This is a genomic window from Caballeronia sp. GAFFF1 (assembly GCF_023630705.1).
Taxonomy (GTDB): Bacteria; Pseudomonadota; Gammaproteobacteria; order Burkholderiales; family Burkholderiaceae; genus Caballeronia.
On the sequence record NZ_JALQEM010000038.1, the window covers coordinates 13,428 to 29,407 of the forward strand.

A 15,980-nucleotide genomic window follows, 5' to 3' on the forward strand; every position below is an offset into this window, starting at 1 on the left:
TGCCGTTGCATCACACCGGGAAACGATCATGAAAAAGGACGACGAGAACGCCGACAATCGCCCGGCGACCGCTGAGACGAATTTTTCGACGTTTGCAGAGCCGCTCGTCGGCGAAGCCATCGCTCAGGCGTCCGCGCTGGAAAACGAAGGCGAGGCGGAACAACTGCATAAGCTGCGCGTGGCGCTGCGACGCCTGCGCACGCTGCTGTGGGCGTACCGTCCCATTCTTCACGAAGACTTCGATACGCAGCAGCGCGCCATCTACAAATTTCTTGCGAATGCCGCAGGCAATACGCGTGACTGGGACATCCTCATCAGTCTGGTGGAAGCCACCGGCGACCGCGAACTGCTCGACGCATTCCGCCAGAGCCGCTCCGAAGCCTCGAAAAAGAGCCTCGAAACGCTGGCTCATGCGAGTGTTAAGCAGACGCTGCGTGAAGCGATGAGCGAAGCGAATCGCGAGTTGAACACGGCCGCGCAACGCACCCCGCTGACCAAATTCGCCAGACAGCGCGTCGTTGCAGCGCAAAAGCAACTCAAGAAGCGGATGCGCGTGGCATCACGCAAAGGCCGCTCGGACTATGCCTCGTTTCATGAAGTCCGCAAGGCTGGAAAGAAGGTTCGCTATCTGCTTGAATTCTTCGAGCCGCTTCTGGGAAAGAAGCAGCGCAAGGGCCTGAAAATCCTGAAGCGCGTGCAAAAGCGTTTCGGTGAACTGAACGATGTCGTCGCGAGCCGGGATCTGCTGCTCGAGCACCGCGCGGCATTGCCCGACGGCGCGGCGGACCGCGCGTTGCGCGTGCTGGAGAAAGAACAGAAGCGCAGATTCAAGGCCGCCGCCAAGCTGCTTTAGCGGCTGGCCGCCCTTGTGATGCGGCCCTGCTTCGACCCGGTCGCCGCTGCGCTCAGTTCAGCGCGACGGCAGCGGCCGCGCCCACAGGCGACCCTTCTATCGCGATAGACCGCTTGCCGTCAGGTCCGACGGGGACATCGCCGACGAGCGTCGTGCGATATAGCTGACGGTCGAAGTCGAGGTCGAAGATATCCGTCGGCGCAAGGTGGGCCGTCGTGCGGTTGTCCCAGAACGCGATGCTGCCCGGCTCCCACTTGAAGCGGACCGTGAACTCCGGACGCGTCACATGTTCCCATAGCAATTCGAGCAGCGCCTGACTCTCGCGCGGCGTCAGGCCGACGATGGACTTCAGAAAGCCGGGGCTCACATACAACGCCCGCTCTCCGGTTTCGGGATGCACGCGCACGAGCGGATGTTCGGTGACGAGCGTGTGTTCGTTGACAGCCTTGGCGAAGGCATCCGTGCCGCTCGCGCCTTGCGGCGGCGCGAAGCGATGCACGCCGCGCAAGCCGTCGACGAATGCGCGCAACGTCGCGGACAACTTCTCGTAAGCGATGACGAGGTTGGTCCACTGCGTATCGCCGCCATACGGCGGAATCGTCACGCCGCGAAGTATCGATGCGAATGGCGGATTGACCGCTGCCGTCACATCCGTATGCCATCCGGTCCACGGCCGCAGCAACGCCTGACCTTCGAAGCGCGTCGCCTTGCGAAACTTCGAAATCGAGTACAGCTCAGGATGACCTTCTACATGACCGAATACGGGATGCCCGACGGTCAATTCGCCGAACTGCGCCGAAAACGCGACATGCTGTTCATGCGTAAGGAACTGCTCACGGAAGAACACGACGCGCCACTTCAGCAATGCCGCGCGAATGGCCGCGACTTGAGCAGGGTGCAACGCACGCGTCAGATCGACGCCGCTGATCTCTGCGCCGATATGCGCAGACAAGGGACGCACTTCGATCTCGTGTTCGGTTGCCTGGTGTGCGATGACGGCTGCGTTCATGGGCGAAATCTCCGCTTTGAGTGTTGGTCTGTTTCTGCGAGCAACCCGACGACGTTAGCTGCCTTGCGCATCGGGATCGTCGGTAAAGAAGTAGTCGCGCCACGACTTCGGCTCGTGGCGAATCACGCCGACCTTGAACAGGAAGGCGCCGAGTGCGAGTGTGTTTTCAGGGGTCGTGGAGAAACTCACGTCCTTGTCGTTCAGAATGCGTTCGACGAATGTCGGTGACAGTTTCGATGCGTCCTGTCGAATATAAATGGCCGCAGCCTCAGGCTTGTTGGATCGAACGAGCCGCGCCGCATCGACGAGCGCCGCGCGTACGGCCGCATAGGTGCGGGGGTTATCCTTGCGCCATTTGTCGGATGTGACCGCAACGCTGCTGGTCGCCGGGCCGCCCAGTATGTCCGTCGAACTAGTGACCTTGTGAATCTTCGGGTCGTCGAGTTCCTGATACTGATAAGGCGCGTTCGAGAAGTGAAGGTTGATAACGGAGCTGCCTGCGAGCATTGCCGTCGTCGCATCCGCGTGCGGCATGTTCACTTCGAATCTGTCCAGACGCGCGTATTCGGCATCGCCGAACGCCTTGGCCGAAGCCATCTGCAACAGCCGCCCCTGCTGCGAGACGGCGACCGACACCACCGCAATGCGGTCCTTCTCGCCGATATCCGCGATGCTGCGAATGCGCGCATCGTTCGACACGAGATACACCGGCACCGCGCTTTGCGCCGACATCGCGCGGAAATCCTGATGACCGCGCGTGCGGTCCCATATCGTCATCAGCGGACCGATGCCGAGCGTGGCGATGTCAGCGGCGCCCGACAGCAAGGCTTCATTGACCGCCGCGCCGCCGGAAAGCGTCGTCCATTGGACGTCGATATGAAGTCCCCCACGCGCGCCTTCCTTCTCGATCAACTTCTGGTCCTTCACCACTTTCAGCAACAAGGAGCCGATGCCATATTGATCGACGATGCGTACCGTTCCTTCCGCGTGCGCCGTGCCGAATGCAACAAACGACGCAACCAGCGCAACGAGCACAACCAGTCGATTGAATGCGGAAGATGCCCTCATGCGCTGAACGTCCGAGCGAAGTGTCAGGAGCGTTCACTGTACAAGCGCGGCGCTTGCGCACAAACGAAGGAAGAATGCTACGAATATGCCTCTGCGCGATATGCGAAACGCGCGGCTGTCGTCGAAATCAATGCGGCGGCAAATCGGCGGGCGTGCTGAACGCGTCCACCGTATAGCCCATGTTGAAATAGCCCGCGCGCGCGTACAGCGCGATCTGTTCGAGCCGCTCCGGGCCGCTTGCCTGCTCGTCGCGTTGCTTGAGTTTGCTTGCGTCCGAGCATCCGCACGCTCGCATCGCCCGCTCGTATGCGCGTTGCCGCCAGCGTTGTCGAGCCCGTCCTACGGGGACCAATAACGCTTGCCAGTATTGCGTCAGGATCTGTGACATGGCCGGCTCCGACAGTGCGTGAATGATTCCAATCTAGCGCGCCTATAATGGATCGGCAAACAAGACTTCGTGAAATGCATTGCAGACGCCGCCTGTGGCCCTCAATGACCGAAGCCGGGGCGTTGAAACGCCAGTTGAAGTCGTCGCGCCTGATCCAGGTGAAGAGTGAATGCCGGCCTCACTCGCACGAGCAGTACTTTCACATCCGCGCTATGCGTGGATCGAATGAATTCATCGACGGTATTCACGAGCCGCCCGAGAAAATCGACCTCGCGTTCGAGATAGGCTTGCGCGAATGCGTATTCGTCTTCCTCGTCGAGCCTCTCCGTGTCGTCGCGGCTTTGACGCGCGAGCGCGTCGCTCGTGCTGCTCGGCTGCGCGTTCGCGCCGAGCCTTCGCAACATGTCGTTCGTCTCCTGTGCGATCTGCGCGTTTTCATCGACGATGCGCGTGGCGAAACTCCGCAGGCTGGTGGACCGTGTCCTGCGCAACGCAATCTGCGCTGCTGCGATCTCCGCCTGATTCGCGGTCAGCAGAACACCGACCATCTGCGCGTCCGAGAGCGACCGGCTCTGCGCACGAGCGCCGACGGAAAGCGCCATGAGGAGCAGGCAGCCGCACGCGATTCTCCGTCTCTCGTCCATTCGCGCTCGCGCCTATCTATTGAATCGGTGTCGCGGGTTGACCTTGAAGAGCCGGCCCCATTCGTAATCGACGTGATCCGGACGTATCGGGAAAACTCCCGCGCCCGGCGTGAACGTAAGTTCCCCGAAGTAGATGTTTCCGTTGGCTTCGTAAAGATCGACTCTCACGTATTCGAACTCTTTCGCCAGCACGCCTGCGATTTCGAGCAGCGAATCCAGCGATGCGGGCGGCGGCGCAGGCGTGTCGCTACGGTGGTAGTGCCCGAACCAGATGTCCTGCAACCGCCACGCGGCGTCATACGTGTCGCCGCGAGGATGGTCGGTGAAGCGGCCCGATATAACCGTGATGAAAACCGTCTGCTGGCCGGATGGCGAGTTGAAGACGTGGAACTTCAGGTCAGCAGGGACCTCGCCATCTTCGGCGAGCAGCAGCGTTTCGAAGAAGATGCGCGGCTCGATCATGCGGTAATGGCGTTCTCGCGCCACTCTGTAGAAGGGCGTGGACAGCCATTGTTCGGACAGCGCCGCGAGCTGCTCGAACGACACGCGGCTTTTGTCTTTCACCACCTCGACGAAACCGCTGCCGTGATTCGCCTTCATCACGAAGGACGAAGGCAAAGCATCGAAGACTTCTCTCGTGAAAGCGCCGGGTTCTGCGAGCAAAGGGATGAGATGTCGCGGACCGATCTTGTTCGCCACATAAACGCGAACCTTCAGCTTGTCGGTCAGATCCATGTAACGCGGGTCGGGATAGAGACACCGATGCAGGATCTTCTCGTTGAACGTCCTGGGATTCCACATGTTCGGGAATCGTCCGACGTTATGACGGTGCGAAATGCTTAAGAACACCGAGTCCGGCAGCCACGCCTTCGCGCCGTCGATGAGTGTCTTGGCAAACATCCGGAAGCCCTCATGCCTCGGGGGAAGACAATGGAACGATCTTGTGCTCGTTATGGCTCGTTCCACCGGGAATAATTACAGCAAGAGATTCTTGCAAAGGGAAGACTAAATGGAATGTGCGGATCACCACATTGCAACGCGGAGCCGCGTGGCCGACGCGCATCTTCAGTGCGCCTCTCCGCGGCCTTTGTTGGTGGCCGCCGTGCCCGCCGGCAATAAAGCGCGGAGGCGCGAACGCAGGTTGTCGCGCGAGTCCGGGACGCTGCTCGGCTTCCAGCTTTCGGTAGACGTCATCGCGGGATCGCCGGCCGGCGCGAGGCTTCCTGCGCCTGGCGCATCCGATGCGTCGTATTCGCCGCGTGCGGGTGCCGATGCCCGCTGCACGGTACGAGCACGCGGATGTGTCTTGTCGTTCTTCTTCGCATGGCGAACGGAACGCAGCGTGGGCGGCGGGTGAGCCGTCCTCTCGCTGGCATGCGCACGCGAACGCGTCGATGCGTGTCGCGCGCTTGCCGACGTGTGTTCGACGCGACCATGAGTCTGCGTCGCGGCCTTCGTGATTGCGGGCGAGGCTATCATCGCAGACGCTATTGAATGAGGCGCTTCAGGAATGGGCGTGCTCGCTGCTTTGTTGATGTCGGGCGTTGCCTGTGACACTTGCGTTGCAACCGAGCCGTCGCACGCAGACAACGAAGCGAGCCAAGCAGGTCCCGCCGTCAAGCCGCATGACGCGATGTCAGCCGACGCGGGCAAGCCGAACGTGGCCCGGCCGGGCGCACCCGTCATCGCGAGAAAGTGTTGCTGAGCGAGCGAGACGGCTTCTTCGGGCGCGGGGCGTCCGGTCGCGTCATGGCGATCGGAACGAGTGGCCGGTGCAACTGCCTCGAGCTTATGAACAGTACCGGCGGCACTGACGGGGTTTTCATGCGCCTCGTGAGCACCCGGACTGTTCGATATCCGCACCCACGCATAGATACCGATCAGCATGCACATGCCGACGACCAGCATGACAATCGAGCTCGGCTTGACGGCGAAGGAGCTTGGCAATGAAAGCAAGGCTGCCGATTGATCCGCGCTGCCTGATGGCGTTGCATCGTTCGTTTGATTGCGTCGCATCTCGCCGACTTGCGACGAAGCGGCGCGTACCATTGCGCGCGCCGCTTCGTCGAATTCGAAGAGAGACGCCCGAGTTCGCGTCAGCACCGCGCCGTGCCGGTCTGCGCCGCAGTAGGGACACGATAGGTCATCCGCCGGCGATACGCTTTCGCAACGAGGACACACGACGCAGTAAAGCGATCGCCACTCTTCCCGCTGGTCCATGGTCACATATCGGTTGGAGCGCCGTCTGCGACGCGTTGGTGCATCGGTCAAGAAGACGATGTTTCAAACGACGAAACTACCGCACATCGGAAACGAACTGACCTTAGCACACCTATTTACGGTTAGGTAGCGGGAATGATCACTCGATACGATGCGTTCGATCCTTGTTCACGTTTTAATTTCGGCAGACACCGACTGCCGTTTTCCTTACACTGAGCGCGTAGCCGACATGCAACAGAGATTGCAGGTACCATGCGGTTCCGTTGCAAGCCGCCGTTAGAGACGTGGCCTGATCGATGCTTAGATGCAAGCCGTTCGAATCGCTTCGGACATCGTGCTAAACGCTTTCTACATACAAACGGCGTGGTGACTTATCTGTCAGCCTGACATGGGTCTAACGGTGCGCGGCAGTCAGATAACGCGCCACTGCTAATAATTCATTCCTTTTTTGCCTAAGCTACTTTGAGACGGAATGCAGGTGGCGTTTTCGACTCCTGACGCATAGACGTGCTCGACGCTGTCGGCGGCAAGGCCATGAAGAAGCGCGAGGACGCGCACGAAAAGGGAGAATGGCGTGAAGGTTGGAATCTACTGCGATTCGGGCATCAACGGCGGGCACGAGGAGATGCTCAAGCGTTTCATGTTGGCGCTCGTCGCGAACGCGCAGATTGAAACCTTGCATATCCTGGCGCCTCGACAAAACATCGCATTGTTCGGTTTCGTGGAAGACCTCGCGCGTGCCCATCCGAAAGTGCATACGATTGGCTTGTCATATACAGCAGAGTCGATACGCGGGAATGCCTTCGCGCTACTTCGCATGACACGCTCGACCGCCTCCGTTCTCCGCGGGTTGAAACTGACGCGCCTACTCATCGCGCAAGGCACGATTGTTTCAGGACTCGCCGGGCTCTTCGCCGCGCGGCTGACAGGCACGCGCTCGGTGAGCTATCTCCCGCTCGTAGGCGACGGTCCCGACAGCGCTCGCCTCCTCGACCGGTTGAAATGGCTCGTGAAGCGCGGCGTGTACCGCATGCCGGACGAATTCATCACGCTCAACGAACATCTGCGCGCGAAGCTGCGCACGCTCGCACCGAACGCGCGCACCACGATACTCGCGAATTGCGTGGACGACCGCTTCGCACAGTCCACGCTCACGCGGTCAGCAGCCCGCGCCATGCTCGGCCTGCCGGACGACGAGACGACCATCATTGCGCATATCGGGCGCATCGACTTCAGACATAAGCGACAAGACTTTCTGCTCGAATCCATAGAGCGACACCCCGACGCCTTCGAGCGCGCGATCGTACTCATCGTCGGTGAAGGACCGGACGCGCAACGCACGGCGGACTGGGTGCAAGCAAGCCCGGTCTTGTCTGCTCACGTTCGAATGATGGGCGCGCAGGCTGACGTGCTGCCCTATATCGCGGCGAGTGACGCCCTGGTGTTGCCGTCGGCTTTCGAAGGCGTGCCGCTCGTCATGATCGAAGCGGTGCTGGCGGAGCGCCCGATCGTCGTATCGCGGGTGTCCGGGCTCGATGCTTACCTTCCGGAAACGTTGCTCTTCCCTCCCGGCGATCACACTGCATTCGTGCAACGCATCTTCGCGGCGCGCGAGGTTCCGATGGCTGCGCTCGCGGCCGAGTTCCGTCGCCGCTTCTCGCGTGAGACCTTCGAGGCACAGGCTCAACGCGCGATGACGCTACCGCTTCCATCGCGTGATGCGTTCGACGCTGCTTCGCCTCCGCGCCCAGACGTGCTTGAAAAATGATGTCGGATCGAGCGACGAGAGAAAACGGCTACGCGAAGCGTAGCCGTCTGAGCGATGCGGTGTGCCGCGCGCCGTTGTGGCGCGCGCGAGAGTTACGCTCCGGCGTGCAGCGGCCGGCGTGTCATCTGCAGAAGCCGGCCCCATTCATAGTCGACGCTTTCGGGAAGCATCCGCAACACGCCTGCGCCCGGCGTGAACGTTAGTTCGCCGAAGTAAATGTCATCGTTGCGCGAGTACAGATCGACACGCACGTATTCGAAGTCTCTCGCGAGCGCGTTCGCGACTTCGAGCAACGCGTCGAGGTTCTCGGGGCGGGGAACGGGTGTGTCGCTGCGGGCGTATGCGCCAAAAGTGATGTCCTGCACGTTCCAGTTGACGTCGAAGATATCGCCGCGCGGCGTCTCTCCGAATCGATCGGAAATCACCATGATGTAGATGGTCTGCTTGCCCGACTTCTCATTGAATACGTGAAACTTCAGGTCGGCGGGCACGACGCCGTTGTCATCGAGAAGCAGCGTTTCGAAGTACACGCGCGGCTTGATCGCGCGATAGTGCCGTTCCCGCGCGATCTTGTAGAAGTCGGTCGCGAGCCACTCTTGCGCGAGCGCCGCGAGTTCCTCGAACGTCGTATCCTTCTTGTCCCGCACGACCTTCACGAAGCCGCTGCCGTGGTTCGCCTTCATCACGAACTCGTTGGGCAGCTGGTCGAAGACGGTCCTGGTGAACACGGCGGGTTCGGCGATCAACGGAATCAGATACTGCGGGCCGATCTTTCGCGCGATAAAGTCGCGCACCGCGAGCTTGTCGCTGAGATCCACGTAGCGCGGATCCGGGTGCAGGCAGCGGCTGAGGATCTGTTCGTTGAAGGTCAGCGGACGCTTGAGATTGGGAAATCGCCCGATCCTGCGGCGATGCACGAAGCTCAAGAAGACGTCGTCGGGCAGAAAGACTTTAGCGCTGTCAAGGAGCCTTTTCGAAAGCGACATCCGGTTATCCCCCTGTAAATGTCATGTAATGTTCAGGCGCGATTCGCGGCCCACGGTGGCGGGCGCCTCGGGCTTTTCACCGGTTAGGTGTATCCCCGAAATCGTCCCAAAGGCAGCGGTCTGACCACCGTGCGGAAGCGTACACAGCACCCCAGAAACGGTTGCCTGCGGATTTTCCTTGTATTAGCCGTTAGAAAATGCCGCGTGACGCGCATTGACTTTTGCGGGAGTGCCGATGACCGCATGTTTTCGCCGCAGCATGGAGCAAGAGCGATTCCCGATTAATGCGGCCCGCATCGAGCGACGTGCGAAAGGCGTTATGCGGAGGCGTCTGCTGAATGACCTCACGGCGATGAACGCCTTGCAACGTAAGGCGCTCGCTGAAAATCAGCGTCCGCCATTTGTCTCGAAGCAAGGCGCTTGGATTATCGGGTAGGGTTTTATCCGGCGGCTAAATCATGGAGTCATTGCGCGCCATGCTGTTTCGCTTTTTCACCGGAAACTGCGAAATCTGCTATGCGCTTTTGCTAAACGAAAATCATTTTCGCTAGCTGTTTCACCTGCGCAGATAAAGCCGACGCGCCTATTCAGCCGTCTCATCAGACAAATCGCTGAATAGATCAGGCGTCGCCGCAGCCACGGGTTGCCGCGCCTGCAGGTTGCCGCCCCGCACCTCTTCGAGGACATCGGGCGGAAGCCAGAGATCTTCCATTGCGCCGATGCCCCGTTCGATCATCTGCTGCAAAAAGAATGATTGCTTGCGTCCCGTTACTTCCGCCAGTAGCCGCAATCTCTGCTCGATTGCCGGCTCGACTCGTACCGCGACCACCTTCAACTTGTTTTCGGCGGTCCTTCTCAACATCTGCTCCTTCGTGGCGACAAACGAATCCCTTACACGCGCCGCGCAGCCGCGAACGCAGCGGTGCTTCTACCACGAAGCAGCAGCGCGTCGCAATGTCTTTCTGTTCCAGCCGGTTTACTGCTCATGAAAAAACCGCGCAATGCCACGGAGTGACAGTGCGCGGCAAACACCCGCTTGGAGTCCGTCGATAAGACTTACGGCGCGGCTACGCCCTGAGTCTTCGGGGTATAGGGCGTGTAGAGGCTCGATCCGGCCCAGGCAGGCGCGACGCCCGTGTACAACGCGGCGCCTTGCGTGTAGTTCGCGCCATCGTGCCAGTCGCCGCTGCCGGTGTACTTCGCCACCGCCGGATACGGATAGACCGGGCGCGTTGCCGTGACCTTGTCGCTCGAGTCGGTTTGATAGGTCATGACCGCATTGGGCGACGAACCGTGCTCGACCCAGCCAGTGATTTGCGAAACGAGGTCGATGTTAGGGAAGCCCTCGCCGCCGCCGCAGTGACCGACGCCCGGCACCAGATAGAGACGCGTGAACTCGCTCGCGCTCGCAGCGCCCATGGTGTTTTGCACCGCCTGGTAATACGCAATCGTGAAGAGCGGCGAGATATGCTGATCCGCCCAGCCATGCCACAGAATCAGCTTGCCGCCGGCCTTCTTGAAAGCGGACAGGTCGGGATTCGTTGCATCGTTGAGCGGATGGTTGGCCTGCAAGTAGTTAGGATAGAAGCTCGCGTCGCGATAGCCGAAAGTGTCGATGTTCGGCGTCGTCGGCGATCCCGTGAAGATCAGGTTGTACGCGCCGCTCACGATCATATAGCTGAAGAGGCTGGTGACGGGCACCGGCGCATCCGTCGACTTGGACGTCGGCAGTTCGACGCCCGGCCAGTTCACCTCAGAGCCGTACTGCGGCGCGCCCGCGAGCATGCGCACGCCGGTGGTCGCATCGGTCGGGCCGGTGTAGATCTTCGTGGCCGTCGCGACTTCCGCCGCTGTCAGACAGCTGCTGGTATCGGACGCGTTCGCGCCGCACTGGATCGTCGCCGGATCGAAATGGCAAGTACGCGGATCGGCGATCAAGCCGTCGGGCGCGCCCGATTGCCCCCCGCACGCGGCCACGACCGCCTTGTGCAGCACTGCGGCCTTGTCCGCATAGAGCACGGCCTTGCCGGCGCTCGTGCCCGTCGTGCTGTTCGATTCGACGCTCCAGCCGTGATAGAGCGAGTTCTGCACCTGGAAATGCGCGGCCGGCGCGCCCGCGACGACGCCGTTGTAGTCAGACGGATAACGCTGCGCGGCCATCAACGCTTCGCGTCCGCCGTCCGAGCAGCCGACGAAGTACGAATACTTCTGCGCCTGTCCGTAGTACGTCTGGATCAGCTTCTTCGCGGCGAGCGTCGTGATGTGCTGGCCGCGATACGCGAAGTCGGCCTGCTTCTGCGGGTCGGTCGTCCATGACGAATCCTGTCCCGAGTGTCCCATGTCGGTCGCCGCCGTCACAAAGCCGCCTTGCTGCACGAGGGGGCACGTGTAGCTGAAGCTGAACGAGCTCTGCTTGGTCGGGTCGCTCAGATTGCCGCAGAGTCCGCCGCAACCCAGTTCAGCGAAACGCTGCGTCCATGAATCGACGGGCAGCGCGACCTCGAAGGTGTTCGACGGCGCGAGCGTGCCTTTGACCGTGCAGAAGTTGACCGTCGCGCCGTTGATGGTTGCGGCGGTGACGGTGGCCGATGTGATGGAACTGCCCGCGCCGCCGACATCGCTGATATCGAGCGAGGCGAGCTTCGAACAATCGACGACCGGCTTCACGACCGACAAAGCCGCACTGCTGGAACTGCCGCTGCCGCTGCTTCCGCCGCACGCCGCGACCATCGCAGCGGCGATGCACGCCACGCAAAGCGTCAGCAGCGACACTGCGCCCGCGGGTGCGCGCGTGAATCGCGCAAGTAGTCTCGTGACTGTCATGGTGATCTCCATGCTATGTTGGTTCGTTGTACGTATTGTTTCTTCGAGTTGAATGCGGCTTAGAAGCGGTGGATGATGCCCACGCCTGCGCCGAACATGTTGCGCGTGGCCGACGGCGCATTCTGGAAGCCGTCGCCGAGCGTCGCGTTCGCCGTCACCTGACGACCCGGCGTGTTGTTGGCACCCGGCGCGGACAGCGTATTGCCGTTCGCGCGCTGGAACGCTTCGAGCGCATAGAAGCCCGTGCGCTTCGAGAGCGCGTAGTACTGGGACAGGTTGAACTGGTGATACGTCGCCGCGCTCGTGATGCCGTTCGCCTTGCTCGTCCACGTGTAGCTGTAGCCCGCGGCGAGATCCCATGCCGACGATGCCTTCCAGTGCAGCACCGTGCCCGCCGTATTGAAGATGGCTTCGTCGGTGAAGAGCGAGTTGATGCCCGGGATGTACTGCACGTTCGAATACGTCACCGAGATGTCCCACGCGCTGTTGAACGCGTAGCCGCCCGCGACGGCGAAGCGGTTCTGCGCCTGCGCGCGCTGATAGCCCGCGGTGAGCGCCGAGACGCCGGGCTGGCCGGTGCCGTCGGTGGCCGCGGTGTTGTTGACGACCGCCGAGCTGCCGCTATAGATGCCGCCGCCGTTGGCCGCATTGTTGAAGCGTTCGAACGCGACCGTCATGCCGACCGGACCCTGCGCGTACTGCACCGCCGCCGACCACGCCGAGCCTTGGTAGGCGCTGCCCGGCACGCCTGCGAACGAGTACGAGCTGCTCACCGTGAAGCCGTACAGCTTCGGCGACGTGTACACGACCGAGTTGTTGGCCCGGTAGATCGTGTCCATGTTGTCGATATCGCCGGGGTGCGCGCCGAAGTAGCCGGTCAGCCAGTTCGTCGGGCTATACGGCGAAAGCAGCGTGTAGTACGACGTGTACTGACGGCCCAACGTCAGCGTGCCGAAGTTCGCGTTCGTGAGGCCGACCCACGCCTGACGGCCGAACATCGCGTTGGTGAACTGCTGGCTGCCGCTATTGATATCGAAGCCCGATTCCAGCTGGAAGATGGCCTTGTAGCCGCCGCCCAGATCTTCCGCGCCCTTCAGGCCAAAGCGGCTGCCCGCCCAGATACCCGAGGCCATCTTGACGTTCGAGCGGCCCGGCGCCGAGCGCGCCAGATTCGTCTGGCTGTTCTGATAGACGATTGAATCGTCGACGATACCGTACAGCGTCACGCTGCTTTGCGCGAAAACAGGCGCGGCGATGGCCGCGGTTCCTGCAATCATCCCTGCCCCTAACTGCTTCAGTCGACGTCTCACGTTTGAATCCCTCATGTTCTTTTGATGGCTACGACGTTGGGCAAAGCCGGTCCGTGCCGCGCGTCGTGAGACGGCGGCGGCTACGGCTTGCGATGGTTGTTACCGCGGGTGTTGCTACTGCGCGGCGGCGCTAGGGCGCAAAGGCGTCAGGCATGGATGCGTCTCCCTCTCGAATCGTTATGCCGCGTGGGGTCATCGGCGTGGACGTTGGTACCGGCTACAAAATGGCTTCGACGCGGCCGGCGTGAAAGGCCGGGTTTACCAGTGCGTAGATGGTTCGAGTATGCGAGGCGGGCGAAGGCTCCCATGAGCGGAGCCTTGTGGTGAGAAGACTTTCGAAGGATGACTGGCCGACTCATCGACGCGTAGCCGCGCTTCTCGGTCGAGAAGGCCGATAAATAAAACTGATGCGGTTGTGAGGCGTTTCGTATAGAACTGCGGTTCGCTGGTTGTTTGCAAAAGAAAGCTGAACCGGTTCGAGCAAAGCGGTTTCAAGGAAACGGAGCAAATGAATCTGGTCTCGAACCCGCGTTGCCCGCTTCTGCTCGCAATGGAACCTGTTCCCAGCGCGCTGAACCACCGACTTCACGCAAGTTATCGGGCGCCTGCAGACGTCCATGTTTGCAATGCCATTGGGCGGGCGCTTTCTGCAATGGCGGTGCGGTGTCCCAACCGCCGGGGCTAGACGACCAGAATAGTATGGCCCTCACAGAGTCAACGACTTACGTACCTTGTTGCAAACAAACCTGTCTCGGCAGTTCCTTTTTGCAAATGAAACCTGTATTGACCGATCCTGACAACAGCGGTAGTGCCGCCGTTCGCGGCAGCAGGCCGGCGTATTTGTGTCGCGCCCGGTCATGCGTTGCACGCGTCGGCATACACGACCTTGATCTGCAACGTCGGCGGAAATGAATCGCTGAGCATTTGCCCGAGACGGCATCGACGTTGCCGGAGGCGTTTTTGAAATTTGCCGGCGGATGACCCATGAAACGCTTATCGGCGTGGCGCCGTCTGCGTTTGCGGCCATCTTCCACGACCTTAGTCGACTTTCACGACGCTTCGCTCACTACGGAATTGCTGTTGATCTGCCTGATGACGGCCTCCATCAAGCCGGGAAACCGGGCATCCAACTCCGCGCGCCGCAGTGAATTCTGATGTACGGTGCCGGCAACGCGCGTACGCACCAGGCCCGCTTCTCGGAGGATACGGAAATGATGGGAGACACTTGACTTCGGTCGACCGCCGTCAAGCTCGCCGCAGGTCGCCTCGTCTACCGTCGATAGTTGACGAACGATCTCAAGGCGCACCGGGTCGCTAAGAGCGTGGAAGAGCCGCCCGAGCGTGAAGTCCTCGGCGGCAGGATGGGTATAGGTGCGCATTGTGCAAACGATAGTGGGTTCTGCCATACTCGCTAGTTCGATATTTATCGAAATAACGTACGAGCCTCATGAACGGGAGTTTAGCCTGATGTCCGCATTGTTTCAGCCCTACAAGCTCAAAGATGTTTCCTTACGCAACCGCATCGCAATTCCACCGATGTGCCAGTACACGGCCGAGGACGGCTTGATCAACGACTGGCACCGCGTGCACTTGGCCGGTTTGGCCCGTGGCGGTGCAGGGCTGGTGATCGTCGAGGCAACGGCCGTGTCGCCCGAGGGCCGGATTACACCGGGCTGCGCGGGCATCTGGACCGACGAGCAGGCGCAGGCGTTCGCGCCCGTGGTCGCATCGATCAAGGCAGCGGGCGCGGTACCGGGCATTCAGATCGGTCACGCGGGCCGCAAAGCCAGCGCGAATAAACCGTGGGAAGGCGACGATCACATCGCCGACAGCGATCCCCGAGGCTGGGCAACTCTCGCGCCCTCGGCAATCCCCTTCGGCGGCGGTCTGTCGAAAGTACCCAAAGCGATGACGCTCGACGACATCGCGCGCGTTCGCGAAGATTTCGTCGCCGCTGCGAAGCGAGCGCGTGACGCGGGCTTCGAGTGGCTCGAGTTGCACTTCGCGCACGGCTACCTCGGCCAAAGCTTCTTTTCCACGCACTCCAACCAACGCGACGACACGTACGGCGGCAGCCTAGAGAACCGCAGTCGCTTCCTGCTGGAAACGCTGGCCGCTGTACGCAAGGTGTGGCCGGAGCATCTGCCGTTGACGGCGCGCTTCGGCGTGATCGAATACGACGGCCGCGACGAAGAAACGCTCGCTGAGTCGATCGAACTCGCGAAGAATTTCAAGCGTGAGGGACTGGACATGCTGAGCGTCAGCGTGGGCTTTTCCACGCCGACCGCGGCAATTCCGTGGGCGCCGGCGTTTCTCGCGCCGATCGCGGAGCGCGTGCGCCGTGAGGCCGGCATTCCGGTTTCGTCGGCATGGGGCATCGATACGCCCGAACTGGCGGACCGTTCGGTGAAGAACGCTCAACTGGATCTGGTGATGGTTGGCCGCGCGCACTTGGCCGATCCGCACTGGCCGTACCATGCGGCGAAGAAGCTGGGTATCGAGCGCCCGTCGTGGACGCTGCCGGCACCGTACGCGCATTGGCTCGAACGCTATGCGGTTGCGTGAGCTTACGCGTCGGTCGTAGTTGTGCTGATGTGCTGATGTGTCGTTTGCCTTGAGTGCGGTGCGTCGGGGCAGACGGCATATTTTGTTGCTGCCGCGCGCGCCCGGCCCCGCGTGTTGCGACACGCTGGAAGTGACTCGGAGTTTGATTGAAAGGCGGTTATGTGGAGGGCGGCATTCATAGAGCGCATCAAGATGCCGCCATCCGAAACCTTGGGTAACGGGTAAGTTCACTCATAGAAGCCAGCAGCCGACGCGCCGCGCGAACGACACGTCGGCCGGCTTCCGCGATGCATCTCGCAGGAAAGCGTTTCTCGGGGCTTGGCTCGATCAGGCAGCATTTCGGTGG

13 protein-coding genes are annotated in these 15,980 nt (G+C 61.2%); 3 read left to right on the forward strand and 10 right to left on the reverse strand.

What is annotated here, in order from left to right:
• Positions 1-28: 28 nt before the first annotated feature.
• The gene (locus NCR37_RS23465; protein ID WP_250475213.1) at positions 29-853 is read left to right on the forward strand and encodes a CHAD domain-containing protein; all 825 of its coding nucleotides are present in this window, start codon (positions 29-31) and stop codon (positions 851-853) included.
• A gap of 52 nt (positions 854-905) precedes the next feature.
• Here NCR37_RS23465 and NCR37_RS23470 read toward each other — a convergent pair whose 3' ends face one another.
• The 5 genes from NCR37_RS23470 to NCR37_RS23490 all read right to left on the reverse strand — a co-directional run bounded on the left by NCR37_RS23470 (position 906) and on the right by NCR37_RS23490 (position 4,862).
• Entirely contained in the window at positions 906-1,862 is a 957-nt protein-coding gene (locus NCR37_RS23470; protein ID WP_250475214.1) for a TauD/TfdA dioxygenase family protein, read from the reverse strand.
• 54 nt (positions 1,863-1,916) lie between these two features.
• A complete protein-coding gene (locus NCR37_RS23475) occupies positions 1,917-2,930 on the reverse strand; it encodes an ABC transporter substrate-binding protein (RefSeq protein WP_250475215.1) in 1,014 nt (337 codons plus the stop codon).
• Between the two features lie 127 nt (positions 2,931-3,057).
• Positions 3,058-3,318, reverse strand: a complete 261-nt coding sequence (locus NCR37_RS23480) for a hypothetical protein (protein ID WP_250475216.1) — start codon at positions 3,316-3,318, stop codon at positions 3,058-3,060.
• 101 nt (positions 3,319-3,419) lie between these two features.
• The gene (locus NCR37_RS23485) at positions 3,420-3,962 is read right to left on the reverse strand and encodes a DUF4142 domain-containing protein (RefSeq protein WP_250475217.1); all 543 of its coding nucleotides are present in this window, start codon (positions 3,960-3,962) and stop codon (positions 3,420-3,422) included.
• Positions 3,963-3,974: 12 nt separating this feature from the next.
• Positions 3,975-4,862, reverse strand: coding sequence for an ATP-grasp fold amidoligase family protein (locus NCR37_RS23490; protein ID WP_250475218.1), 888 nt, complete (start codon positions 4,860-4,862; stop codon positions 3,975-3,977).
• A gap of 1,894 nt (positions 4,863-6,756) precedes the next feature.
• On the opposite strand from NCR37_RS23490, the gene NCR37_RS23495 reads away from it, so the two are divergent.
• Complete coding sequence (locus NCR37_RS23495) at positions 6,757-7,950, forward strand: glycosyltransferase family 4 protein (RefSeq protein ID WP_250475219.1); 1,194 nt, start codon at positions 6,757-6,759, stop codon at positions 7,948-7,950.
• Between the two features lie 92 nt (positions 7,951-8,042).
• Here the strand turns inward: NCR37_RS23495 and NCR37_RS23500 are convergent, their stop codons facing one another.
• From NCR37_RS23500 to NCR37_RS23520, 5 genes are all read right to left on the reverse strand, one after another.
• Positions 8,043-8,867 carry an ATP-grasp fold amidoligase family protein gene (locus NCR37_RS23500; RefSeq protein ID WP_250475316.1) on the reverse strand — a complete coding sequence of 275 codons (825 nt, stop codon included), beginning with the start codon at positions 8,865-8,867 and terminating at the stop codon, positions 8,043-8,045.
• Between the two features lie 652 nt (positions 8,868-9,519).
• Positions 9,520-9,795: a YlcI/YnfO family protein gene (locus tag NCR37_RS23505; RefSeq protein ID WP_250475317.1), complete on the reverse strand. Its 276-nt coding sequence runs from the start codon at positions 9,793-9,795 to the stop codon at positions 9,520-9,522.
• 197 nt (positions 9,796-9,992) lie between these two features.
• Positions 9,993-11,759, reverse strand: a complete 1,767-nt coding sequence (locus NCR37_RS23510; RefSeq protein ID WP_250475220.1) for a tannase/feruloyl esterase family alpha/beta hydrolase — start codon at positions 11,757-11,759, stop codon at positions 9,993-9,995.
• Positions 11,760-11,818: 59 nt separating this feature from the next.
• A complete protein-coding gene (locus NCR37_RS23515) occupies positions 11,819-13,036 on the reverse strand; it encodes a porin (RefSeq protein ID WP_250475221.1) in 1,218 nt (405 codons plus the stop codon).
• A gap of 1,082 nt (positions 13,037-14,118) precedes the next feature.
• Entirely contained in the window at positions 14,119-14,448 is a 330-nt protein-coding gene (locus tag NCR37_RS23520) for an ArsR/SmtB family transcription factor (protein WP_250475222.1), read from the reverse strand.
• A gap of 88 nt (positions 14,449-14,536) precedes the next feature.
• Between NCR37_RS23520 and NCR37_RS23525 the strand changes: the two genes are divergently transcribed.
• Entirely contained in the window at positions 14,537-15,634 is a 1,098-nt protein-coding gene (locus tag NCR37_RS23525) for an NADH:flavin oxidoreductase/NADH oxidase (protein ID WP_250475223.1), read from the forward strand.
• Positions 15,635-15,980 lie beyond the last annotated feature (346 nt).

Excerpts from the sequence above, each read along its gene's own strand:
- NCR37_RS23470 (WP_250475214.1), bottom strand. The coding sequence starts at position 1,862 with ATGAACGCAGCCGTCATCGCACACCAGGCAACCGAACACGAGATCGAA.
- NCR37_RS23520 (WP_250475222.1), bottom strand. The coding sequence starts at position 14,448 with ATGCGCACCTATACCCATCCTGCCGCCGAGGACTTCACGCTCGGGCGG.
- NCR37_RS23515 (WP_250475221.1), bottom strand. The coding sequence starts at position 13,036 with ATGATTGCAGGAACCGCGGCCATCGCCGCGCCTGTTTTCGCGCAAAGC.
- NCR37_RS23480 (WP_250475216.1), bottom strand. The coding sequence starts at position 3,318 with ATGTCACAGATCCTGACGCAATACTGGCAAGCGTTATTGGTCCCCGTA.
- NCR37_RS23510 (WP_250475220.1), bottom strand. The coding sequence starts at position 11,759 with ATGACAGTCACGAGACTACTTGCGCGATTCACGCGCGCACCCGCGGGC.
- NCR37_RS23465 (WP_250475213.1), top strand. The coding sequence starts at position 29 with ATGAAAAAGGACGACGAGAACGCCGACAATCGCCCGGCGACCGCTGAG.
- NCR37_RS23475 (WP_250475215.1), bottom strand. The coding sequence starts at position 2,930 with ATGAGGGCATCTTCCGCATTCAATCGACTGGTTGTGCTCGTTGCGCTG.
- NCR37_RS23485 (WP_250475217.1), bottom strand. The coding sequence starts at position 3,962 with ATGGACGAGAGACGGAGAATCGCGTGCGGCTGCCTGCTCCTCATGGCG.
- NCR37_RS23525 (WP_250475223.1), top strand. The coding sequence starts at position 14,537 with ATGTCCGCATTGTTTCAGCCCTACAAGCTCAAAGATGTTTCCTTACGC.
- NCR37_RS23490 (WP_250475218.1), bottom strand. The coding sequence starts at position 4,862 with ATGTTTGCCAAGACACTCATCGACGGCGCGAAGGCGTGGCTGCCGGAC.